General features: G+C 70.2%; 19 protein-coding genes. 12 read left to right on the top strand and 7 right to left on the bottom strand.

The genetic code is table 11. From position 1 onward, the window contains the following. Positions 1-9: 9 nt before the first annotated feature. Positions 10-1,323 carry an ABC transporter substrate-binding protein gene (locus ACQHII_RS21240; protein WP_427920786.1) on the bottom strand — a complete coding sequence of 438 codons (1,314 nt, stop codon included), beginning with the start codon at positions 1,321-1,323 and terminating at the stop codon, positions 10-12. Positions 1,324-1,440: 117 nt separating this feature from the next. On the opposite strand from ACQHII_RS21240, the gene ACQHII_RS21235 reads away from it, so the two are divergent. Together ACQHII_RS21235 and purU are read left to right on the top strand one after the other, a co-directional pair. Continuing rightward, complete coding sequence (locus tag ACQHII_RS21235) at positions 1,441-1,941, top strand: SCO4402 family protein (RefSeq protein WP_026179576.1); 501 nt, start codon at positions 1,441-1,443, stop codon at positions 1,939-1,941. A 106-nt stretch (positions 1,942-2,047) separates the two neighbouring features. Further along, positions 2,048-2,929, top strand: a complete 882-nt coding sequence (gene purU, locus ACQHII_RS21230; protein WP_427920785.1) for a formyltetrahydrofolate deformylase — start codon at positions 2,048-2,050, stop codon at positions 2,927-2,929. Between the two features lie 177 nt (positions 2,930-3,106). On the opposite strand, the gene ACQHII_RS21225 is transcribed toward purU, so the two are convergent. Beyond that, the gene (locus ACQHII_RS21225; protein WP_427925380.1) at positions 3,107-4,297 is read right to left on the bottom strand and encodes a maleylpyruvate isomerase N-terminal domain-containing protein; all 1,191 of its coding nucleotides are present in this window, start codon (positions 4,295-4,297) and stop codon (positions 3,107-3,109) included. Positions 4,298-4,356: 59 nt separating this feature from the next. Continuing rightward, entirely contained in the window at positions 4,357-4,938 is a 582-nt protein-coding gene (locus tag ACQHII_RS21220) for a sigma-70 family RNA polymerase sigma factor (protein ID WP_019075572.1), read from the bottom strand. A gap of 321 nt (positions 4,939-5,259) precedes the next feature. Between ACQHII_RS21220 and ACQHII_RS21215 the strand changes: the two genes are divergently transcribed. Both ACQHII_RS21215 and ACQHII_RS21210 read left to right on the top strand, forming a co-directional pair. Beyond that, positions 5,260-5,649, top strand: a complete 390-nt coding sequence (locus tag ACQHII_RS21215) for an STAS domain-containing protein (RefSeq protein WP_427920784.1) — start codon at positions 5,260-5,262, stop codon at positions 5,647-5,649. Between the two features lie 140 nt (positions 5,650-5,789). Then, on the top strand, positions 5,790-6,302 hold the full coding sequence (locus tag ACQHII_RS21210; RefSeq protein ID WP_019075570.1) for an EF-hand domain-containing protein: 513 nt from the start codon (positions 5,790-5,792) through the stop codon (positions 6,300-6,302). Here the strand turns inward: ACQHII_RS21210 and ACQHII_RS21205 are convergent. Next, positions 6,286-7,827 carry a class I adenylate-forming enzyme family protein gene (locus ACQHII_RS21205; protein ID WP_427920783.1) on the bottom strand — a complete coding sequence of 514 codons (1,542 nt, stop codon included), beginning with the start codon at positions 7,825-7,827 and terminating at the stop codon, positions 6,286-6,288. The genes ACQHII_RS21210 and ACQHII_RS21205 overlap by 17 nt on opposite strands. A gap of 86 nt (positions 7,828-7,913) precedes the next feature. Between ACQHII_RS21205 and ACQHII_RS21200 the strand changes: the two genes are divergently transcribed. The 4 genes from ACQHII_RS21200 (at position 7,914) to ACQHII_RS21185 (ending at position 12,125) form a co-directional block, all read left to right on the top strand. Continuing rightward, positions 7,914-9,110 carry an amidohydrolase family protein gene (locus ACQHII_RS21200; RefSeq protein ID WP_093628406.1) on the top strand — a complete coding sequence of 399 codons (1,197 nt, stop codon included), beginning with the start codon at positions 7,914-7,916 and terminating at the stop codon, positions 9,108-9,110. Further along, a complete protein-coding gene (locus ACQHII_RS21195) occupies positions 9,110-10,243 on the top strand; it encodes an acyl-CoA dehydrogenase family protein (protein ID WP_427920782.1) in 1,134 nt (377 codons plus the stop codon). The genes ACQHII_RS21200 and ACQHII_RS21195 overlap by 1 nt, the downstream gene beginning before the upstream one ends. Further along, positions 10,243-11,136 (top strand): acyl-CoA dehydrogenase family protein, encoded by an 894-nt coding sequence (locus ACQHII_RS21190; protein ID WP_427920781.1) that lies wholly within the window; start codon positions 10,243-10,245, stop codon positions 11,134-11,136. Before ACQHII_RS21195 ends, ACQHII_RS21190 begins: the two co-directional genes overlap by 1 nt. Before the next feature lie 509 nt (positions 11,137-11,645). Next, the gene (locus ACQHII_RS21185) at positions 11,646-12,125 is read left to right on the top strand and encodes an ATP-binding protein (protein ID WP_427925379.1); all 480 of its coding nucleotides are present in this window, start codon (positions 11,646-11,648) and stop codon (positions 12,123-12,125) included. A 341-nt stretch (positions 12,126-12,466) separates the two neighbouring features. Here ACQHII_RS21185 and ACQHII_RS21180 read toward each other — a convergent pair whose 3' ends face one another. Next, a complete protein-coding gene (locus ACQHII_RS21180) occupies positions 12,467-13,423 on the bottom strand; it encodes a cyclase family protein (RefSeq protein ID WP_427920780.1) in 957 nt (318 codons plus the stop codon). Positions 13,424-13,518: 95 nt separating this feature from the next. Between ACQHII_RS21180 and ACQHII_RS21175 the strand changes: the two genes are divergently transcribed. From ACQHII_RS21175 to ACQHII_RS21160, 4 genes are all read left to right on the top strand, one after another. Further along, positions 13,519-14,430, top strand: a complete 912-nt coding sequence (locus tag ACQHII_RS21175) for an SDR family oxidoreductase (protein ID WP_427920779.1) — start codon at positions 13,519-13,521, stop codon at positions 14,428-14,430. 111 nt (positions 14,431-14,541) lie between these two features. Then, on the top strand, positions 14,542-15,690 hold the full coding sequence (locus ACQHII_RS21170) for an acyl-CoA dehydrogenase family protein (protein ID WP_427920778.1): 1,149 nt from the start codon (positions 14,542-14,544) through the stop codon (positions 15,688-15,690). After that, positions 15,690-16,739: a Zn-dependent alcohol dehydrogenase gene (locus ACQHII_RS21165; RefSeq protein WP_427920777.1), complete on the top strand. Its 1,050-nt coding sequence runs from the start codon at positions 15,690-15,692 to the stop codon at positions 16,737-16,739. The genes ACQHII_RS21170 and ACQHII_RS21165 overlap by 1 nt, the downstream gene beginning before the upstream one ends. 101 nt (positions 16,740-16,840) lie before the next feature. After that, positions 16,841-18,142 carry an MFS transporter gene (locus ACQHII_RS21160; protein WP_427920776.1) on the top strand — a complete coding sequence of 434 codons (1,302 nt, stop codon included), beginning with the start codon at positions 16,841-16,843 and terminating at the stop codon, positions 18,140-18,142. A gap of 66 nt (positions 18,143-18,208) precedes the next feature. Here ACQHII_RS21160 and ACQHII_RS21155 read toward each other — a convergent pair whose 3' ends face one another. Beyond that, a complete protein-coding gene (locus ACQHII_RS21155) occupies positions 18,209-19,282 on the bottom strand; it encodes a GlxA family transcriptional regulator (RefSeq protein ID WP_427920775.1) in 1,074 nt (357 codons plus the stop codon). 61 nt (positions 19,283-19,343) lie between these two features. Continuing rightward, positions 19,344-20,120, bottom strand: coding sequence for a helix-turn-helix domain-containing protein (locus ACQHII_RS21150; protein WP_427920774.1), 777 nt, complete (start codon positions 20,118-20,120; stop codon positions 19,344-19,346). Between the last annotated feature and the right edge of the window lie 18 nt (positions 20,121-20,138).

Below are 20,138 nucleotides of genomic sequence, written 5' to 3'. Positions count from 1 at the left end.
GCGCGGACCTCAGTCGAGGTTCGCGCTCTCCAGGGTGCCCGTCATGTCGAAGAAGCCTTTCTTCGCCGACACCAGAATGCCCTTGCGTACGACCTGAAGGGTCACCGAGGCGTTGACCAGGCGGGACAGGCCCACGGAGGCGAGATCGTCCTCGTCGGTGGAGCTCCACCGGAGCGTCGGCGTGAGCCCGCCCGTGGTGACCTTCACGCCGTCGTCGAGGGCCCGCCGTACGGTGTCGGCGGTCACCTCGCCGTTGCCGAGCGAGTTCACGACCGTCTTGAACGCGGTGTAGGCGATCCAGGTCGTCTCCACCCCCGCGTCCGCCGGGTCGATGCGGTTGTCGCCGAAGGCCACCTCGTTGACGGCCTTCTTCATCGGGTCCCAGCGCGGGTCCCCCGCGACCGGGTACCAGCCGGTGATGTACGACCCCTCGTACGGCCCGGACGCCCCGCCCGTCGCGTTGATCTCGGTCTGGTCGACGCTGCCGAGCACGGTCGCGGTGCGTACGGTGGGATAGTCCGCGCGCGCCCGCCGGAAGGAGTCCATGAAGGTGTCGGTGCGGTCCCCGAGCGAGGGCACCACGCACCCCTCCCTCGACGAGGTGCCGCCGGACGCGTTCTCCAGCGCGTGCGTGGCCTGGCTGGAGTACTCGGTGAGGTTGTCGGCCGCGAGCTGGTCGTTGGCCGCCGCGTGCCCGCCCGCCTTGAGCCCCGCGTTCAGCAGCGGAGGCAGGTCGTCGCCGGCGATGGAGTCGGGCCGCACCAGGGTGACCGTGCCGCAGCCGGGGGCGAGTTGCTTGCCGAGACCGGCCAGCAGCGCGGGCTGGCCGCCGTTGACGGGGTAGGACAGGGCGCGGGTGAACTCCTCGCTCGTCACGCCGTAGCCGCCGATGTACGGGATGCCGGCGCCCTCCAGCGGGGCGAAGAACGAGTCGCTGAACTCGCTGTAGGAGCCGACGACCGCGACGACGTTCTCCTTGACGGCCTGCCGGGCGCACTGCGCCGCGGCGACGCTGGTGTTGTGGTCGTTGCAGGTCAGGACCTTGAGCTTGCGGCCGTTGAGCCCGCCGTGCTTGTTGATCCACTTCGCGTACGCCGTCGCCATGGCGGGCATGCCGGGTTTGTTGGTCGCGTTGGTGTCCCAGGGCGCCCAGGTCATGACGGTGATCGGGGCGTCCGCGGAGCCCGCGGTGCCGGGGATGACCCCGCAGCCGGCCGCGAGCGACGAGCATGCCACCAGCGCCGCCGCCGACATGGCGGTGGCTCTGACGCGCCGGGTGATCGTGGGGAGGAAGGTGCTGCGGTTGCGCCGACTGCCGGTCATGTACACACACGCTTCCGCCACACCACTAACCCGGGAGTGACTCGGGGTCAACGAGTGGTGACCTGGAGGTGAATTACGGGGGGCGTTCCTGTGTGTGTGACAAGGAACGTACGATCGATGACCGTGCAAGCTCCGGAGAACTCTTCCCGTCGCCCCCGTCGCTCCTCCACCATGGGCGGCATGCCACTGAACGACATGCCGTGGTGGCGCTGGCGCAGCAACGTGCGTTCCGCGCTGCACATGCTCTCCGATCCGGTGTTCCAGCAGAACGTCTGGCTGGCCGGGGTCGACGGGTACGGGGACGTCACCGACGCCGTCTACCGCCTCGTCGAGGACACCTGGCTGGACAACTGGTCCGCCGAGAAATACGTCGGCACGATCTTCCGCGACTCCCAGGAGGCGGCCCTCGTCGACTCCGCCGTCCTGCGCGTGCTGCGGATCATGCACCAGGTCGGACCCGACGCCCCGGTCTCCGCGTACGTCGACCACCAGGCCTGGCCCGAGGCGGTGCGGGCGGCCCGCGACGCGCACGTGCGGATGGCGTCCAGCGACGGAGAGGACCCGGACGCGCCGCCACGCACGCTGGAAGTGCTGCAGATCATGACGCGGTCGGCGTAGACCGCGAGTCGGCGCGGGGCGGCTCGGCCACGGCCGCCCGGTTGCCGTCGGTCCGGGTGGCGGACGCCGGTCCCCCCTCTCGGGGGGATATGGGACGCTGTCCTGCATGAACGCGCAGTCCACCCGAGCCGCGGCGCCCGCCGACCAGTACGTCCTGACCCTGTCCTGCCCCGACAAGCAGGGCATCGTGCACGCCGTGTCGAGCTACCTCTTCATGACCGGCTGCAACATCGAGGACAGCCAGCAGTTCGGCGACCACGACACGGGACTGTTCTTCATGCGCGTCCACTTCTCGGCGGAGCCGCCGGTGACCGTGGACAAGCTGCGCGCGAGCTTCGCGGCGATCGGTGACTCATTCCACATGGACTGGCAGATCAACCGGGCCGACGAGAAGATGCGCATCGTCCTCATGGTCAGCAAGTTCGGCCACTGCCTGAACGACCTGCTGTTCCGCGCGCGGATCGGGGCGCTGCCCGTGGAGATCGCGGCGGTGGTCTCCAACCACACCGACTTCGCCGAGCTGGTGGACTCGTACCACATCCCCTTCCACCACATCCCGGTGACGAAGGACAACAAGGCCGAGGCCGAGGCGCGGGTCCTGGACCTCGTCCGCGAGGAGAACGTCGAACTCGTCGTCCTCGCCCGCTACATGCAGGTCCTCTCCGACGACTTCTGCAAGGCCCTCAACGGCCGGATCATCAACATCCACCACTCCTTCCTGCCGAGCTTCAAGGGCGCGAAGCCGTACCACCAGGCACACGCGCGGGGCGTCAAGCTCATCGGCGCGACGGCCCACTATGTGACCGCCGACCTCGACGAGGGCCCGATCATCGAGCAGGAGGTCGAGCGGGTGGGTCACGATGTCACTCCGGACCAGCTGGTGGCGATCGGCCGGGACGTGGAGTGCCAGGCGCTGGCGCGGGCGGTCAAATGGCACGCCGAGCGCCGGATTCTGCTCAACGGGCGCCGGACGGTTGTGTTCGCCTAGGAGCTCGGGGGAGGGCGGGTGCGTGGGCGGCTGCGGGCCGGTGGGGGCCGTTCGCGCCCACGCGGCGTAGCCGCAAATCGACACAGCCCCGCGCCCCTTCTTGACTCGGGCTGAGTTTCGTCTTTTAGGGGCGCGGGGAACTGCGCGGCCAGCCCCAACGCACCCGCACCCGCCCGCCTACATCCGGCTCAAGCTCGCCGTCGCGAACAGAACATCCCTGATCGCCTCCCGATCCCCCAACTGCCCCGCCGCCGCGTCCTCCGGCGACACATGCCCCGCCGCCAGATGGCAGAACTCCACCCCGTCCAGGGCGATATGGGCCACTTCACGCTCGGCCGACCCCACCGCCCCGGGTGAGTCGAGCGGGATCAGCCACTCGCCCCCGCCGTGCCCCTCGATCTCCAGGCGGAGGCTGCGGCCGGGGTCTCCGGCCGGGACCAGGTGCCGGCCCTCGGCCGGTGCGGCCAACCCGTGGCGCCGGCGCTCCGCCAGCACCGCGGGGAGCATGCGGGCCGCGAGGTCGATCATCCGGTTGAGGCTGCGCGGGGCCGGCGGCTCGTAGGGATAGTCGACCGCGTCCGCGATGTCCTCCGCGTGGACCCAGCACTCGAAGGCCCGGTCGAGCATCGCGTCGTGCAGGGGGAGCTCGAAGTCGCCGTAGGAGACGGCCCGTTTGCCGGTGGTGGTGCCGGTGAAGGAGACCGTGCGGACGATGGTGTGGCTCTGTTCGCGCCAGGGTGCGCGGATGGAGCGGGTGGGCGGGAAGTACGAGGCGCGCCAGTACGCCTCGGTGCGCGCGGCGGGGTTCGCGGCCTTGTCGGCCGTCTCGCCGGTCAGCGGGTCGTCGAGGCCCAGCGCCGTGGCGACCAGGCCGTCGACGGTCAGCAGGTGCGCGATGACCCCGGCGACGGTCGTACGACGGCTCGTCGGGGCCTGGCCGTCGAACCAGCGCAGCCGCACGGGCGCGTGCCACTCGGCGTCGCCTATGTCCTGGAGCAGGGCGTCCAGGCGCGCGGTCTCGGCGTCGTACGGCGTCGCCCACTCGGGTACCGGGATGCGTGGCGGCCGGCGGTCGAAGGAGCCGGTGAGGACGCGGGTGCGCAGGCCGGGGTCGAGGTCGAGGGGTTCGACGGGGTGGAGGAGGCCGACCGCGCCGCGCAGCCGCAGCGCCTCGTCCGCGCAGGCGCCGCACTCGCCGAGGTGCTCCTCCACTGCCGCCGTCTCGGCCGCCGAGCACGCGGCCAGCGCCCACGCGCCGAGCAGCGCCTTCAGTACCGGGTGCTCCAGTACCAGCGGCGCGGGCCGGGACGCGGACTCGTCGAGCTCGGGCAACGGCTGCCCGCCGTCCTCCACGGAGGCCCGGGGCATGGGAATGCGCGGCGGCACCGCAGCGCCCTCGTACGCCTCGTGCTCGTCGTTCGCGTCGCTCACACCGCACCCCCGGGTCCCGCTGGTTCCGGCGGTGCGCCGGTGTCGTGGGCGGTGGACAGGAGTTGGAGGCCCAGGCGCAGCCGGCGGCGGGCCTCGTCCTCGGTGACGCCGAGGTCGACGGCGGTCTGGCGGTAGTCGCGGCGCTGGAAGTACGCCAGCTCCAGGGCGGCCCGCAGCGGGGCGGGCATGGACGTGACGATGTAGTCCGCGCGGGCGGCGACGGAGGCGCGGCGGACCTTGCGCTCCAGTTCCTCGGTGGAGCCCTGGCCGCCCTGGGCGAGGGCGGCGGTCTCGGTGGCGCGCAGCCGCTGCACGGCGAGGCGGGCGGTCAGCGCGGCCACCCAGGAGCGCAGCGGGCCCTGCTTGGGGTCGTAGGCGTCGGGGTGTTCCCACACGTGGGCGAAGACCTCGCGGGTGATGCCGTCGGCGGCGCGCTCGTCGCCGAGGACGCGGTGGGCGAGGGCGTGCACGAGGGAGGCGAAGCGGTCGTAGAGCTCACCGAGGGCCGCTGCCTCGCCGCGGGCCAGCCGCTGCTGCATCTTGCGGTCCCATCGGGGCGGTGCGTCCTTCGTCGCCATGCGGCCCCCTCACCGTGTCCGTGCCCGAGTCAAGCGTGCGCCCACCTTCTCTTCGAATGTAGTCGGCACCTCGGACAGCGCACGCCCCTTCGTGCAATCGCACGCCCCCGAGGGGGCGCGGGTGGTAGCGGACGTGCGCCTACCCGGTCCACAACTGATCGAACAGGATCGAAGGCGACTAAAACAAGCCTCTTCGGACCGGTTTCCGTTTCTGTTGCCGTGTTTCAGGGAACGGCCGCTGGGCAGCCGCGCTGCAAGGAAGCGTAGGTACGGCTTCCGTTTCCGGACGGTTTCCGGGAGTTCCGGCTAGCGAAAGGCGCGATGGTGGCCTTCAAAGTGAACGACGGCGAGCGCGGCGGCTGGTCCGTGCTCCTCGTGTCCGGCGAACTGGACCTGGTGACCTCGCCGGTGCTGCGCCAGCGGGTGCACGACGTGGTGGCGGACGGTCACCACAGCCTGGTCGTGGACCTCTCCGAGGTCCTGTTCTGCGACTCCAGCGGAGTCGGCGTGCTGATCGCCGCCCGCCGGCTGATCCGCTCCTGCCAGGGGCAGCTGCGGCTGATCCTGCCGGCCCAGGGCGCCGTCGACGGCTCGCACGTCAACCGGGTTCTCGGCGCCCTCGGAGTGCGCCGCCTCTTCGACGTCTACCCCGATGTGATGACGGCCACAGAAGAGGACCCCGAAGAGGAGGCGGACCCCCTCTCGGCGTGACGCGTCGGTTTCCGGGGTGACGCCGTTGTTTCGGAATTTCCCCGGTCTTGGTACAAGCGACGTTTTCGGCTCCCGGACCCGTCCCGGCGTCGTACGCTCCAGCCAAGCGCACCCCACATGAGTAAGGCGGCCCGAAAGACATGGTCAGCACCGAGTACGAGCGACGCATCGCCGCCCGGTTCGCCACCTTCGACCAGGACGGCAACGGCTTCATCGACCGCGAGGACTTCAACTCGGCGGCCAAGGCGCTCCTCGCGGAGTTCGGCACGGCGGCCCGCTCCGACAAGGGCCAGGCCCTGTACATCGGCGCGGAGGCGTTCTGGCAGGGCATGGCGGGCATCGCGGACCGGGACGGCGACCAGCGGGTCAGCCGGGAGGAGTTCGTGGGCGGCGCGGTCAAGCGGCTGCGCGACAACCCGGAGCGCTTCGCCGAGATCGGCCGCCCCTTCCTGCACGCCGCCCTCGACGTCGCGGACCCGGACGGCGACGGCTCGGCCACCATCGCGGACACCGTGCGCGTCCTCAAGGCCCTCGGGGTGCCCGACGACATCGCCGCCATGGCGGCCGACGCCCTCGACACGGACAGCGACGGCAAGGTCGGCGAGGCGGAGATCGTCTCCGCCTTCGCCCGCTACTTCACGGTGCCCGAGTAGTCCCGGGATCCGTCCCGGGATCCGAATAGCGCTCCCGCAGCCTGTACTTGAGCACCTTGCGCAGCGTCTCGTTGCGCGGAAGGGCGTCCACGATCTCCAGCTGCTCCGGCAGTTTGTGCACGGACAGCCCTTCCGCGCGCAGGTAGTCCGTGACCGCCGACAACGTCAACTCACCGGCCCCCGGCGGCTGTTCGACCACCGCGCACACCCGCTCCCCGCGCTCCGCGTCCGGCAGTCCTACGACGGCCACGTCACCGACGTCCGGATGCGCGGCGAGCAGATCCTCGATCTCCTTCGCGGAGATGTTCTCGCCCTTGCGGATGATCACGTCCTTGAGCCGCCCGGTGAGGATGAGATGCCCGCTGTCGGTGACGACCCCCAGGTCCCCGGTGCGCAGAAACCCCTCCGCGTCGAAGGCCTCCGCCGTCTGCGCCGGGTCCAAGTACCCCTGGCACACGGCCTCCCCGCGCAGCCGCACCTCCCCGCCCTCGGCGATCCGTATCTCCATCCCCTCGGGGGGCCGTCCCTCGGTCGTGGCGAGGTTCTCGGTGGTGTCCTCCGGGTCGCCCATGGTGATCATCGGCACCTCGGTCATGCCGTAGCCGTGGGTGAGCTGGACCCCCATCTCCCGTACGACGGAGTGGTACACCTCCGGCGGCTTGGGCGCCCCGCCGCCCGCGAGCAGCCGTAGCGAGGGAATCACCTTCCGGTCGGGCTGCTTGCGCTGCTCGGCAAGGAACATGGAATAGAAGGCGGTCGACCCGCCGGCCACCGTCACCCCGTGCTTGCGATAGCCCTCCAGCGCGTCCGGCAGCGCGAACTGCTCGAACATCACCGCCGGGAAGCCGTACAGCAGCAGCATCACCGTGTAGTCGGGCCCCGCGATGTGCGCGTACGGGAAGGCCATCGAGCCCACGTCCTCCGCCGTCAGCCGCAGGGCGTGCGCGAGGCACGAGCCGCCCGCGATCAGCGAACGGTCGGTGTGCAGCACGCCCTTGGGGTCGGAGGTGGTGCCGGAGGTCCAGTAGATCCAGCGCACCGAGGTGCCGTCGGTGGGCGGCGCGGGGAGCAAGGACGGCTCCCCGTCCGGGAGTTGAGCGTCGTCGTACGCCTCGAAGATCCCCCGCGCGCCGAGCCGCCGGGCCATCTCCGTGTGGTCGAAGCCGCGCCAGGTGCCCGGTACGGCGAAGTACTCCGCCTTCGACTCCCGCAGCGCGAAGCCGACTTCGCGGTCGCGGTAGAAGGGGATCACCGGCGTCTGTACCGCGCCCAGGCGGGCCAGCGCGAAGGAGAGCAGGGCGGTCTCGATCCGGGTGGGCAGTTGCCACGCGACGACCGTGCCGGGGCGCACACCCATGCCGTACAGGCCCGCCGCCACCCGCTCCGAGCGGTCGTGCAACTCGCCGAAGGTCAGGGCGCGGTCGTCCTGGAGGAAAACCGGCCGGTCAGGGGTCGACTTGGCGCGGCGGACGACCAGTTCCCACAGCGTGCGGGCGGAACTCAGGGAGTGCGGCGTCTCGTTCATGGTGCCCCCTCCTTGGCTGACGACTCGTCAGGTGACATGCTATCTGACGGGTCATCAGATAAGTACCGTCCGGCGGAGGGGAACCCATGACCACCGAACTGCCCCGCATCATCAGCGTCGACGACCACGTGATCGAACCCGCGCACCTCTTCGAGACCTGGCTGCCGGCGAAGTACCGCGAGCGCGGCCCCCAGCCGCTCACCGCCGGGATCGGTGAACTCGCCTACGTGGCGGGCAAGTACCAGATCACGATGGACCCGGACGGCCCGCCCACCGACTGGTGGATCTACGAGGACCTCAAGTTCCCGTACAAGCGCAACATCGCCGCCGTCGGCTTCGACCGCGACGAGATGACCCTGGAGGGCATCACCCGCGAGCAGATGCGCCGCGGCTGCTGGGACCCCAAGGCGCGGCTCGCGGACATGGACCTCAACCATGTCGAGGGCTCGCTCTGCTTCCCGACCTTCCCGCGCTTCTGCGGCCAGACCTTCGCCGAGGCGCACGACAAGGAGGTCGCGCTCGCCTGCGTGCGCGCCTACAACGACTGGATGGTCGAGGAGTGGTGCGGCGACAGCGGAGGCCGGCTCATCCCGCTGTGCCTGATCCCTTTGTGGGACGTCGAGTTGGCGGTCGAGGAGATCAGGCGCAACGCGGCACGGGGCGTCCGCGCGGTCACCTTCTCCGAGATCCCCACCTACCTCGGGCTGCCGTCCATCCACTCCGGCTACTGGGACCCGTTCTTCGCGGCCTGCCAGGAGACGGGGACGGTCGTCAACATGCACATCGGCAGCAGCTCCCAGATGCCCGCCGCATCGCCGGACGCACCCCCCGCCGTACAGGCCTCCCTCTCGTTCAACAACGCCATGGCCTCGATGATGGACTTCCTCTTCAGCGGGGTCCTGGTGAAGTTCCCGACCCTCAAACTCGCCTACAGCGAAGGGCAGATGGGCTGGATCCCGTACGCCCTGGAGCGCGCCGACGACGTGTGGGAGGAACACCGCGCGTGGGGCGGGGTGCGGGACCTCATCCCCGACCCGCCGTCCACGTACTACTACCGCCAGATGTTCTGCTGCTTCTTCCGCGACAAGCACGGGGTCGCCTCGCTGGACGTGGTCGGCCGGGACAACGCGACCTTCGAGACCGACTACCCGCACGTCGACTCGACCTTCCCGCACACCAAGGAAGTCGCCCTCGACCACGTCAAGGGCCTCGACGACGAGACGGTCTACAAGCTCATGCGGGGCAACGCGATCCGCATGCTGGGCCTGGACCTCGACCGGTAATGGACCTCTCGTACACGGCCGAACAGGACGAGTACCGGGCCCGACTGCGGGAGTGGCTGGCCAAGGTCCTTCCCACGCTGCCTCCGAAGCCGTCTCCGGACGACTGGCCGGGCAGGCGCGTCTACGACCTCGGCTGGCAGCGGATGTTGTACGACGCCGGGTACGGCGATGTGCACTGGGACGCGTCTCCGACCACCCGGCTGATCTTCCTGGAGGAGACGGAGGAGGCGGGCGCGCCCTACGTGGGGGCCAATTTCGTGGGGCTGTTGCACGCGGGGCCGACGATAGCCGCGGAGGGGAGTGCTGAGCAGCGGGAGCGGTGGCTGCCGCCCGTGCTGCGTGGTGACGAGGTGTGGTGCCAGGGGTTCAGTGAACCCGAGGCCGGTTCCGACCTCGCGTCGTTGCGCACGCGCGCGTGGCGGGACGGCGACGACTATGTGGTGACCGGTTCCAAGATCTGGACCTCGCACGCCGAAGTCGCCGACTGGTGCGAGCTGTTGGTGCGGACGGATGCGGATGCCCCGAAGCACCGGGGGATCAGTTGGCTCGCCATGCCGATGGACGCGCCCGGCATCACCGTACGGCCGCTGCGGACGCTCGCCGGGACCGCGGAGTTCGCCGAGGTGTTCCTCGACGAGGTGCGGGTGCCTGTCGGCAACCGGGTGGGGGACGAGAACGACGGTTGGCGCGTGACGATGGTGACGCTGTCCTTCGAGCGCGGTACGGCTTTTGTGGGTGAGGTCGTCGCCTGTCGGCGGGTGTTGGGCGAGCTGGCTCGCGAGGCGCGGCGGAACGGGCGGTGGGACGATCCCGTGCTCCGGCGGCAACTGGGGCGGTTGAACGCTGAGTTCCGGGCGTTGTGGCGGCTGACTCAGTGGAACGTGAGCGAGGCGGAGGCCTCCGGGGGCGTTCCGGGTGTGGGTGGGTCGGTCTTCAAACTCCGGTACTCGCATGCCCGTCAGGAGCTGTATGACGTGGCGGCGGATGTGCTTGGTCCTGACTCTCTCGACCTTGAACGGCCTTGGGTTCTCGACCGGTTGTCGTCGCTGTCGTACACCATCGCTGCGGGGACCTCGCAGATTCAGCAGAACATCGTGGCCGAGCGGATTCTCGGGTTGCCGAAGGGTCGCTGATGCGCTTTCAACTTACGGATGATCAAAGGGCCTTGCAGGCGGCTATGAGGGATGTGATTGGTCGTGTTTCGTCTGCGGGTGTGTGGGGGCTGGTCGCGCAGTTCCCCGCGCCCCTAAGGGGCGCTCCTCCGCTGGACCGGGGTTTGTGGCGGGTCCTCGGTGATCTTGGGCTCTTTTCCCTGCGGTTGGCCGAAGCTGACGGAGGTGCCGGACTCGGCCTGCCCGAAGCCGTGTTGGCGTTCGAAGAGGTCGGGGCGGCGCTGGTGCCGGGGCCGTTGGTCGCTACGCATCTTGCGGCCGGGGTGGTTCCGGGGGCCGCCACCGGGGAGACCGTGGTCGCCGCTGCCGACGGTCGGCTCGTGGAGTGGCTGGACGAGGCCGATGTCGTGTTGCCGGGGGCCGAGGGGGCCGTAGCGCTGCGGTCCGTTGATCCGTTGACGCCGTTGCACCGGGTGCCGGCGCCTGCGCGTGTCGAGCCTGTCGCCGTGCTTCTTACCGCTGCCGAGCAGCTCGGTACGGCCGGGCGGGTGTGTGGGCTCGCGGTGCAACACGCCCGGACGCGGGAGCAGTTCGGGCAGCCGATCGGGGCGTTTCAGGCCGTCAAGCATCTGTGCGCGCAGCTGCTGGTGCGGGCCGAGGTGGCGCGGGCCGCCGTGTACGCGGCGGCTGTGACCGGGGATCCGGTGGACATCGCTGCGGCCAGGTTGCTGGCCGACGAGGCTGCCGTGCGCGGGGCCCGGGACTGTCTTCAGGTGCATGGCGGCATGGGCTTCACCTGGGAGTCCGAGGTGCATCTGCATCTGAAACGGGCGTGGGTGCGGGCCCAGCGTGGTGGCGGTGCTACGGAGAGTGAGGAGCTGCTCGCGGCCGACCTGGTGGGCGGAGCGGTGTAATGGGGCGCCTGCCTGCGGAGATCGGAACGGCTCCGACAACGGTGTCACGGATCGTGGCATGTCGGAATCACGCAGCGTTGATATCGGGTTGTGTCCTATGCGTGACTCGTCACGGCCCGGAGTCGCCTCGGGGCTCCGGTACCTTGTGTGGGATGCGAGTGGTTCAAGGTACGAGCCATGCCGGAGTTGCCCGTGGGGCGGCTCCGGATCGGGCGGTGCGCTCCGCAGTTCGTATGGCAGAACGGGCTTTCACCCCTGCCTGTTCGACTCCCCGCAATGAGCGTCGCACAGTATCCCGCACGCGTACTCCTTCGCGCTGGAATATGCCCGAAGCGCTTGTTGGGGTGACGGAACGTCAATCATGCTGTCTCGCAAGGGATTCACGTTCCGTGACCCTGGCTGCGGTCGTTGTTCTGGCCATGCAGAAAATGGCTACGATCGTGGCCCTCGTGAGGCGCGAGGCTATGTGTCCGCCGGTTCGGATGGTGTGAGCGGTGCAGGTGCTTCAAGTGCAGCTGGAGATCCGGCCCGACCCCGCAGAGGTGGGGCGGGCCAGGAGATGGGCGCGCTCCCGGCTCGCCGGGTCCGGGATAGAAGCAGACGAACCGCTCGCGGAGACGCTGATCCTGCTGGTCTCCGAGCTCGTCACCAACGCGGTGGTGCACACCGGTTGTCCGGCCGTGCTGCGGCTCTCCCTGCCGGACGAGGCGGACGAGTCAGCCACGGTCCGCCTCGAGGTCGCCGACACCAGCTGTACGGCTCCCGTGCCGCGTTGCGCGGACGGTGACGAGACCGGCGGTCGCGGACTGGCGCTGGTGGACGGCCTCGCCGACCGCTGGGGCTGGAGCGCCGAGGGCACCGGCAAGCGCATCTGGTGCGAGCTGGACCGGGGCAGCCAACCCCGGGACGCGGCCGCCGCGTTCGGGGGCGGTGTGACGGCGTACGGGGGCTTCGACGGTTTCGAAGGCTTCGCGTACGAAGCCGTGTAGGTGCTGTCTGCAAGTGCCCGGCGGAGATGCGCCGGGCTGTGCTTCCGTGCGCGCCCTGCGGCAAAATGGCACTTAAGGAACATATCCCCGAATGGGCGTTGACGCGACGTGACCGTTTGGTCACGCTTGTGGGCAGCGATTCGCCGCGAGGGGACGACGAGGGCTTCGGTGACGGGGGCCCTCGGCGAGTGTGGGTCGTGTTCGGCGTGGGTTCCCTCGGGGCCGGGGGCCGGGACGGGTGCGCCGGAGTCGGATGGCGGCAGCGCGGTGCCGTGCTCGGGGCGGGCAGCAGCGCGCCGCCATCCGACCGTAAGTCCGGCCCTCGTCAAAACCGGACTGCCCTAGAGGATGGCGATCGGGGCCACCGGGGTTCCCGTGGCGCCCACGAAAGGTTCGGGCATCGCGGACAGGAAGAACGTGAAGCGGTTCTCTTGTCCACAAGCTGTGGACAACTCTTCGAGATTCCAGTTCTGGCCTTGCAGCATCCCCATCTCGACCAGGTCGAGGGCGTGCACCGGCAGCCACAGGTCCTCGATCTCCGGCGGAAATATCTCGAAGGTCAGGGTGTCGTTGGCGACCGCCGCGACATCCCGCGTGTGGAACCACTCCGGCGTACGGATCGAGAGACCGGGCGAGGGGTAGCCGTACCCGTGCTTGTCGCCGGACAGGTACACCTGCACCTGCCCGGTCCGTACGAGCACGATGTCTCCCGCGCGGACCTGGGTGCCGGCGAGTTGCTCGGCGGCCTCCAGGTCCTCCGGGGTCACCGCGTGCCCGCCTTCGAGACGGTCGACGCCGCGTGCCCGTGCCACGTCCAGCAGGACCCCGCGCGAGACGATGTGCCGCGCCTTGTCGATCCCGCTGAACTCGGCGCCCCCGTGCGGCGTCACGGTGCCGGCCGGGCGGCCGTTGTAGAGCTTCCCCGAGTGCGAGACATGGGTCAGCGCGTCCCAGTGCGTGCCCGCCTGGAGCCCCATCGTCACCACGTCGTCGCTGCACGCCACCGTGCCCGGGCCGAACAGCTCCTGGTTGATCTGCACCATCGCGTGCAGCGGGTTGACCCGGCCCGGGATCATCCCCGTCTGCACGCCGTCGGCCTGGAGGGGGAGGGCCAGCGGGATACGGCGGCCGGTCCGGATCTCGGCGGCCGCCTCGCGGACCACCTCGTCGGTGATCAGGTTCAGCGTGCCGATCTCGTCGTCCGGTCCCCAACGGCCCCAGCTGTTCACGCGCTTGGCGATGTCGTGGAACTCCGGACCAAGTGACGGCGGTGACGTCGGTGACGGCGGCAGTGACATCGGGGGCTCCCCGGGGCTTGTCCTCAGGCATCTGACGGGTCGTAGAATCTGAGTCGAATCTAACGGACCGTCAGAAACTGCGGGAGGGGCCGGACATGGGGAACTTCTTGGCAGGCAAGGTCGTCGCCGTCACGGGCGCGGGCCGGGGCATCGGCCGTGCGGTCGCGCTCGCCGCGGCGGCCGAGGGGGCGCGGGTCGTCGTGAACGACTACGGCGTCTCGATGGACGGCGCGTCGCCGACGAGCGAGATCGCCGAGGGGGTCGTCAAGGAGATCCTGGCGGTGGGCGGGGAGGCCGTCGCCGTTGCCGACGACATCTCGACCATGGCTGGTGGGCAGCGGGTTGTTGATGTGGCGCTGTCCTCGTACGGGCGGCTCGACGGTGTGGTGTGCGTTGCCGGGATTCTGAGGGAGCGGATGCTCTTCAACATGTCCGAGGAGGAGTGGGATCCCGTTCTAGCCACGCACCTGAAGGGGACGTTCACTGTTTTTCGGGCTGCGTCGGCCGTCATGCGGAAGCAGCGGGGCGGGACGTTGATCGGGTTCACCAGTGGAAATCATCAAGGGTCCGTTTCGCAGGCGAATTACAGCGCGGCGAAGGGCGGGATCATCTCGCTCGTGCGGAGCGCCGCGCTGGGCCTGAACAAGTACGGGGTGACCGCCAACGCGGTGGCGCCTGTTGCTCGTACGCGGATGTCGGCGAACGTTCCCATGGAGTTGGCGGAGATCGGGTCGCCGGAGGATGTTGCCGCGCTGGTGGTGTATTTGCTGTCGGATGCCGCTCGCGAGGTCGGTATCACCGGGCAGGTCTATACCGTTGCCGGGCCGAAGATCGCAGTGTGGGCTCAGCCTCGGGAACTGCGGTCGGCGTACGCGTCCGGTGGGTGGACCGTTGACAAGATCGCGGAGTTCTTGCCGGGGTCTGTGGGGGTGGACCCGATGCCGATGCTGTCTCGGTTGCAGGAGATGGAGAGGGCTGCGCGGGAAGGGAGTCGGCCCAACGCCTAAGGGGGTGGGGGCGGTGCGTTGTGTGGCGGGTGCGGGTGCGTGGGGGCTGGTCGCGCAGTTCCCCGCGCCCCTTCAGGGAGTTGGCCTGGACGGTGTTCTTAGGGGAGCCCTGTGGATTATGGATTCAGTGCCGTCGATGAGGTGTTTCGCGGGGAGGCCAGGGAATGGCTCCATTCGCACGCCGATTGCGGCCAGGACCGTCGGACTTGGGAACGCACTCTCGGCAAAAGCGGCTGGATCGGGCTGGGTTGGCCCGAGTCCGGGTACGGGAATCGCAGTGCCACGCTCACTCAACAGGTCGCCTGGGCCGAGGAATACGCCCGGTCTTCCGCTCCTCCGCGTTCCGGGCACATAGGTGAGAACCTGCTCGCGCCCACCCTCATCGCGCACGGCAGTGACGCGCAGAAATCACGTTTTCTGCCTGCCATCGCCGCCGGGGACGAGTTGTGGTGTCAGGGGTACAGCGAGCCGGGGGCGGGGTCCGATCTGGCCGGGGTGCGGACCGCGGCCGTACGGGAGGCGGACGGGTATCGGATCACCGGGCAGAAGATCTGGACCTCGCTCGCGCATGAGGCCGACTGGTGTTTTGTGCTGGCGCGGACCGAGGCGGGGTCGCGGCGGCATCACGGGCTGAGTTTTCTGCTGGTGCCCATGGATCAGCCGGGGCGGGTCGAGGTGCGGCCCATCCGGCAGTTGACCGGGACCAGTGAGTTCAACGAGGTGTTCTTCGACGGGGCGTTGGCGCGGGGCGAGCATCTTGTGGGGGGTGAGGGGGGCGGCTGGAGCGTTGCCATGAGTCTGCTCGGGTTCGAGCGGGGGGTGTCCACCCTTGCCCAACAGGTCGGGTTCGCACGGGAGTTGGGGCGGGTCGTTGAAGCCGCTGTCGCTTCCGGTGCCGTGCTCGATCCCGTCGTACGTGATCGACTCGTGCGGCAGTGGGCCGAGTTGCGGACCATGCGGTGGAACGCCCTGCGGACGCTGGGGCGGGCCGGGGACGCCGGGGCGCCCAGTGTGGCCAAGCTGCTGTGGGGCGGGTGGCACCAGCGGCTCGGGGAGCTGGCGATGTCGGTGCGGGGGGCCGCGGCGGCGGTGGGGCCGGTCGACTGGTCGCCGAGCGTCTCGTACGAACTCGACGTGCTTCAGCACCTGTTCCTCTTCTCGCGGGCCGACACCATCTACGGCGGCTCGGACCAGGTTCAGCGCACGATCATCGCCGAGCGGGTGCTCGGTCTGCCCAGGGAACCCAAGGGGGTCGTCTGATGCGCGGTGTGGTCTTCGACGGCAAGCAGATCCAGGTCGTGGACGACTTGGAGGTGCGGGAGCCCGGGGCGGGGGAAGTGTTGGTCGCCATCTCGGCGGCCGGGCTGTGTCACAGCGATCTGTCTGTGGTGGACGGGACCATCCCTTTCCCCGTTCCTGTGGTGTTGGGGCATGAGGGTGCGGGAGTGGTGGAGGCCGTGGGTGTGGGCGTCACCCATGTGGCGCCCGGAGATCATGTGGCTCTGTCCACGCTCGCCAACTGCGGGACCTGCGCCGAGTGCGACCGGGGGCGGCCGACCATGTGCCGGCAGGCCATCGGGCGGCCGGGGAAACCGTTCACGCGGGGCGGGCAGCCGGTCCACCAGTTCGCCTCCAACTCCGCCTTCGCCGAACGGACCGTGGTCAAAGCCGTGCAGGCCGTGCGGATACCCAAGGACATCCCGATGCCGTCCGCCGCGCTCATCGGGTGCGGGGTGCTGACGGGGGTCGGCGCCGTGCTGAACCGGGCGCGGGTCGATCGGGGGGAGAGTGTCGTCGTCATCGGGACCGGAGGGATCGGGCTCAATGTCATCCAAGGGGCCCGGATCGCGGGGGCGTCGCGGATCGTCGCGGTCGACGCGAACCCGGCGAAGGAGGAGACGGCGCGGACGTTCGGCGCGACCGACTTCCTGAGGTCCACGGAAGGGGTGCGGGATCTGCTGCCCACGGGAGCGGACCACGTCTTCGAGTGCGTCGGGCGGGTCGAACTGGTCCGGCAGGCCGTCGACCTCCTCGACCGCCACGGCCAGGCGATCCTGCTCGGCACGGCACCCGCGACGGCCGAGGCGTCCTTCCTCGTCTCGTCGATGTTCCTGGACAAGTCGATCCTCGGCTGCCGGTACGGATCGTCACGACCCCAGCGGGACATCCCGCTGTACACCCAGCTCTACCGCCAAGGGCGGCTGCTGCTCGACGAGTTGGTCACCAGGACGTATCCGGTGGAGGACTTCGAGAAGGCGGTGGGGGACCTGGAGGCGGGGCGGGTCGCGCGCGGGGTTCTGACGTTCTGACGACCGTACGTGCCCGCGTTCGACGGTGGCATGGCGGGAGTTGTCCACAGGTGGGGAAAATCCCGTGGGGCGTTGTCGGTGACGGCCCGTAGCGTGCTGGCATGACCTACCGCGACGTTGTCTCCCGACGGGTCCTGACCTGGGCCTGCACCGCCGTCGGCGCCCGTATGCCCGTGGCCATGGCCCCGCTCGCCCTGGTCTTCCTGGTGCGCGAGCGGCCGGGCGGTTACTCGCTGGGCGCGATCATCGCGGCGGCGTACGTGCTCGGGGAGATCGTCGGCGCCCCGGTGCTCGGGATGCGGCTGCGGCCCGAGCGGGCCCGGGGGCAACTGGCGGTCGGGCTCGGGCTCGGCGCGGCGGGCTTCCTGGGCCTCGGGTCGTTTCCGGGCGCGCATCCCGTCGTCCTCGCCGGGTTCGCGTGTCTCGCCGGGGCAGCCCCGTCCGCAGCGACCGGTGCGCTGCGCACCCTGCTCAGCTCCCTGGTGCCGGAGCGGTCCGTGGCCCAGGCGCTGTCCGTCGAGTCGATACTCACGGCGGGGGTCTGGGCGCTGTCCCCGGCCGCCGTGGCCGGGCTGGCGCTCGGCGTCGCGCCGCGCGTTCCGCTGCTGCTCGCGGCCGGTCTGATGGCGTCCTCGGTCGCGGGGCTGTGGCTGCTGCCGACGGGATGGGGCGCGGGCGGCACGGACGGGGCGGGCGCGGCCGGCGGGACCGGCGCTCCGCCGCTCCGGGTGCTGGCCGGTGCCTGGCCGGTCTATGTCACGGGCGCGGCCAGCATGACCCTGCTCGGCCTGTCCGAACTCGTCCTGCCCGCCCTGCTCGAACAGCGCGGCATCGGTGTCGGCTGGTCCGGTCCGCTGCTGGCCGGGATGGCGGTGGGCGGCGGCCTCGGCGCCTTCCTCTACGGCCTTCGCCGCTGGCCGGGGCTGTTGCGCACCCGCAGCCTCGTGCTGATGGCCGGGACCTCGGCGTGTGTGACCCTCGCCGCGCTGATACCGGGCACGCCCGGGATCGCGGTCGCGCTCGTGGTGGGCGGCACGCTCCAGTCGGGCGCGATGATCACCCGCAACCTGTCCCTGCGCGAGGTGCTGCCGCCCGGCGCCCTGGCCGCCGGTTACTCGGTCATGTACGCGGCGGCGGGGGCGGGTTACGCGGCGACGGGGTCGCTGGCCGGGGCGCTGCTCAGGGTGACGGCGCCGTCGACGGCGATCCTGGCGGGTGTGGGCCTCACCGGACTGCTCACGGTGACCGGGTGGTGGGGCGAGACGCGGCGCGCGGGCCGGGTGGCGGGGGAGGGCCGGGCGGGCCGGGTGTCGGAGGGAGCCGATGTCGCCGTGGCGGACGGGGGTGCCGGCGGCGGGACGGTGGCCGACGGCGGGGACCGGGCCAGACCGCTCGGTCCCTGAAGTCGCTTGTTGCGAAGGGGAGTTGGCAGGGTTCGTGAAGCGCTTCGGCGGAGTCGGCGCACGGGTTCAGGGCGCGGCGCCGACACCGCCGTACCTCTCGGACCCGCTGCCCCGGCCACCACCACCGCCGCCGGTGCGAAACGTCCGGCGGTACGTCGTAGGGGTCACCCCGAGCGCCGTCTGCAAGTGCTGGCGCATCGACTGGGCGGTGCCGAAGCCCGCGTCCGTGGCCACCTGGTCCATGGACAGGTCGGTGGACTCCAGGAGGTGCCGGGCGCGTTCGACGCGCTGCTGGGTGAGCCACTGGCCCGGGCTGACCCCGACCTCCTCGCGGAAGCGGCGGGTGAAGGTGCGCACGGACATCGCCTCCTGCTCCGCCATGTCGCGCAGCTGGATCGGCTCGTGCAGCCGGCCCAGCGCCCAGGCGCGGGCGGCGGTCGTGGTCGCCAACTGCGGGTCGGGGACCGGCCGGTGGATGTACTGCGCCTGCCCGCCGTCGCGGTGCGGCGGTACGACGGTGCGGCGGGCCACGTCGTTGGCGACCGCCGTGCCGAAGTCCCGGCGGACCATGTGCAGGCACAGATCGATCCCGGCCGCGACACCCGCCGAGGTCAGCACGTCGCCGTCGTCGATGAACAGCACGTCCGCGTCGACCTCGATCCGCGGGAAGAGCTGCTGGAACCGCTCGGCGTCCGCCCAGTGCGTGGTCGCCGGGCGCCCGTCGAGGAGACCCGCGGCGGCGAGGACGTAGACGCCCGTGCAGATCGACGCGAGCCGGGTGCCGGGGCGGATGTGGGCGAAGGCGGCGGCGAGTTCGGGGGTGAGGACGCCCTCCTCGAAGACCGGGCCGAGTTCGTACGACGCCGGGACGATCACCGTGTCGGCGGTGGCCAGCGCCTCCGGCCCGTTCGGGACCTGGATGGCGAAGTCGGCGTCGGTGTCGACGGGGCCGGGCGGCCGGACCGAACACGTCACGACCTCGTACAGCAGCCGCCCCTCGGCGTCCCTGGGGCGGCCGAAGATCCGGTGCGGAATGCCCAGCTCGAAGGGGAGCAGCCCGTCGAGCGCGAGCACGACGACACGGTGCGGGCGGAAACCGTCGGTGGCGGTGGCTGCGGCGGTCGCGGTGACTGTGGCCATGACCCGATTGTATGGCCCGATCCTAGCGAATGCTGTCGTTCGGGCCAGGGTGGTGCACTGCTCACTGCGGTGTCGTCGAATACCGCTCGATACTCGCGCGGCCCGTCGATCGGTCGAGCAGGCGCAGCTCCCACGGGCCCGTGTTCACGTCGAAGTCCTTGCCGAACCCGACCCACTTGCCTGTCATGCGCCGTCCCGTGGGCTCGGTGAGCAGTTGAACGGCGCCGTGGTACCTGGCGCCCTGGTAGTACCCGTTGGCCGCTGTCTGCTCGGTCCACGTGCCGGTGACGACGTTCCGGTCAACGGTGAGATCCAGAGACAACGGGCTGTCCGGGTTGGTCGACGCTCCGGGCAGGCTCTGGGCTGTCAGCCGGTTGCCGTGCTGGACGATCACGACGTGATGCTTGCAGTCGAACGTCTCGTCTCGGCTGGACGAGTAGAACTCGTAACGGGACAACCAGATGCCCGAGTACTCGCTCTGCGGCTCCGGCTCCGAGCCCGTGCCGACGTCGCCGACCGTGCCGACTTCACCAGCCTCCATGTCGTGGCCTCCTGCCTTGTCCGAGTGGACGCGTGCCATCGGGATCGCGAACCCCAGCGACTCAGGGGTGCGACCGGTGAACTGCTTCAGTGCCCGTGCGTACAGCGGGCGGCACGTCCTGGTCTCACCCGACTCCCAGCGTTGCACCAGTCGCTTGGAGGCGTCGTTCGGTTCTCCCAGTTCTTCGCCCGCACCGCGCAGGCCCTGGGCGAACTCGTCTTGGCTCAGGTTCATCGACTTGCGTACGGAAGCCAGCACGTCGTTGGGGATTCGCACACGCTCTGCCGTAGTCGTCATGATCCGAGGGTAGCCACG

The sequence above is a fragment of the Streptomyces sp. cg40 genome, assembly GCF_050320165.1.
Taxonomy (GTDB): Bacteria; Actinomycetota; Actinomycetes; order Streptomycetales; family Streptomycetaceae; genus Streptomyces; species Streptomyces hokutonensis.
The sequence above is the reverse complement of the archived record's forward strand: the minus strand, read 5'-3'. Positions and strand labels throughout refer to the sequence as shown.

What these genes read in the sequence shown, in the direction of transcription:
- ACQHII_RS21240 (WP_427920786.1), bottom strand. Translation starts at nt 1,323, where the DNA reads ATGACCGGCAGTCGGCGCAACCGCAGCACCTTCCTCCCCACGATCACC.
- ACQHII_RS21235 (WP_026179576.1), top strand. Translation starts at nt 1,441, where the DNA reads ATGACCGTGCAAGCTCCGGAGAACTCTTCCCGTCGCCCCCGTCGCTCC.
- purU (WP_427920785.1), top strand. Translation starts at nt 2,048, where the DNA reads ATGAACGCGCAGTCCACCCGAGCCGCGGCGCCCGCCGACCAGTACGTC.
- ACQHII_RS21225 (WP_427925380.1), bottom strand. Translation starts at nt 4,297, where the DNA reads ATGCCCCGGGCCTCCGTGGAGGACGGCGGGCAGCCGTTGCCCGAGCTC.
- ACQHII_RS21220 (WP_019075572.1), bottom strand. Translation starts at nt 4,938, where the DNA reads ATGGCGACGAAGGACGCACCGCCCCGATGGGACCGCAAGATGCAGCAG.
- ACQHII_RS21215 (WP_427920784.1), top strand. Translation starts at nt 5,260, where the DNA reads ATGGTGGCCTTCAAAGTGAACGACGGCGAGCGCGGCGGCTGGTCCGTG.
- ACQHII_RS21210 (WP_019075570.1), top strand. Translation starts at nt 5,790, where the DNA reads ATGGTCAGCACCGAGTACGAGCGACGCATCGCCGCCCGGTTCGCCACC.
- ACQHII_RS21205 (WP_427920783.1), bottom strand. Translation starts at nt 7,827, where the DNA reads ATGAACGAGACGCCGCACTCCCTGAGTTCCGCCCGCACGCTGTGGGAA.
- ACQHII_RS21200 (WP_093628406.1), top strand. Translation starts at nt 7,914, where the DNA reads ATGACCACCGAACTGCCCCGCATCATCAGCGTCGACGACCACGTGATC.
- ACQHII_RS21195 (WP_427920782.1), top strand. Translation starts at nt 9,110, where the DNA reads ATGGACCTCTCGTACACGGCCGAACAGGACGAGTACCGGGCCCGACTG.
- ACQHII_RS21190 (WP_427920781.1), top strand. Translation starts at nt 10,243, where the DNA reads ATGCGCTTTCAACTTACGGATGATCAAAGGGCCTTGCAGGCGGCTATG.
- ACQHII_RS21180 (WP_427920780.1), bottom strand. Translation starts at nt 13,423, where the DNA reads ATGTCACTGCCGCCGTCACCGACGTCACCGCCGTCACTTGGTCCGGAG.
- ACQHII_RS21175 (WP_427920779.1), top strand. Translation starts at nt 13,519, where the DNA reads ATGGGGAACTTCTTGGCAGGCAAGGTCGTCGCCGTCACGGGCGCGGGC.
- ACQHII_RS21165 (WP_427920777.1), top strand. Translation starts at nt 15,690, where the DNA reads ATGCGCGGTGTGGTCTTCGACGGCAAGCAGATCCAGGTCGTGGACGAC.
- ACQHII_RS21160 (WP_427920776.1), top strand. Translation starts at nt 16,841, where the DNA reads ATGACCTACCGCGACGTTGTCTCCCGACGGGTCCTGACCTGGGCCTGC.
- ACQHII_RS21155 (WP_427920775.1), bottom strand. Translation starts at nt 19,282, where the DNA reads ATGGCCACAGTCACCGCGACCGCCGCAGCCACCGCCACCGACGGTTTC.
- ACQHII_RS21150 (WP_427920774.1), bottom strand. Translation starts at nt 20,120, where the DNA reads ATGACGACTACGGCAGAGCGTGTGCGAATCCCCAACGACGTGCTGGCT.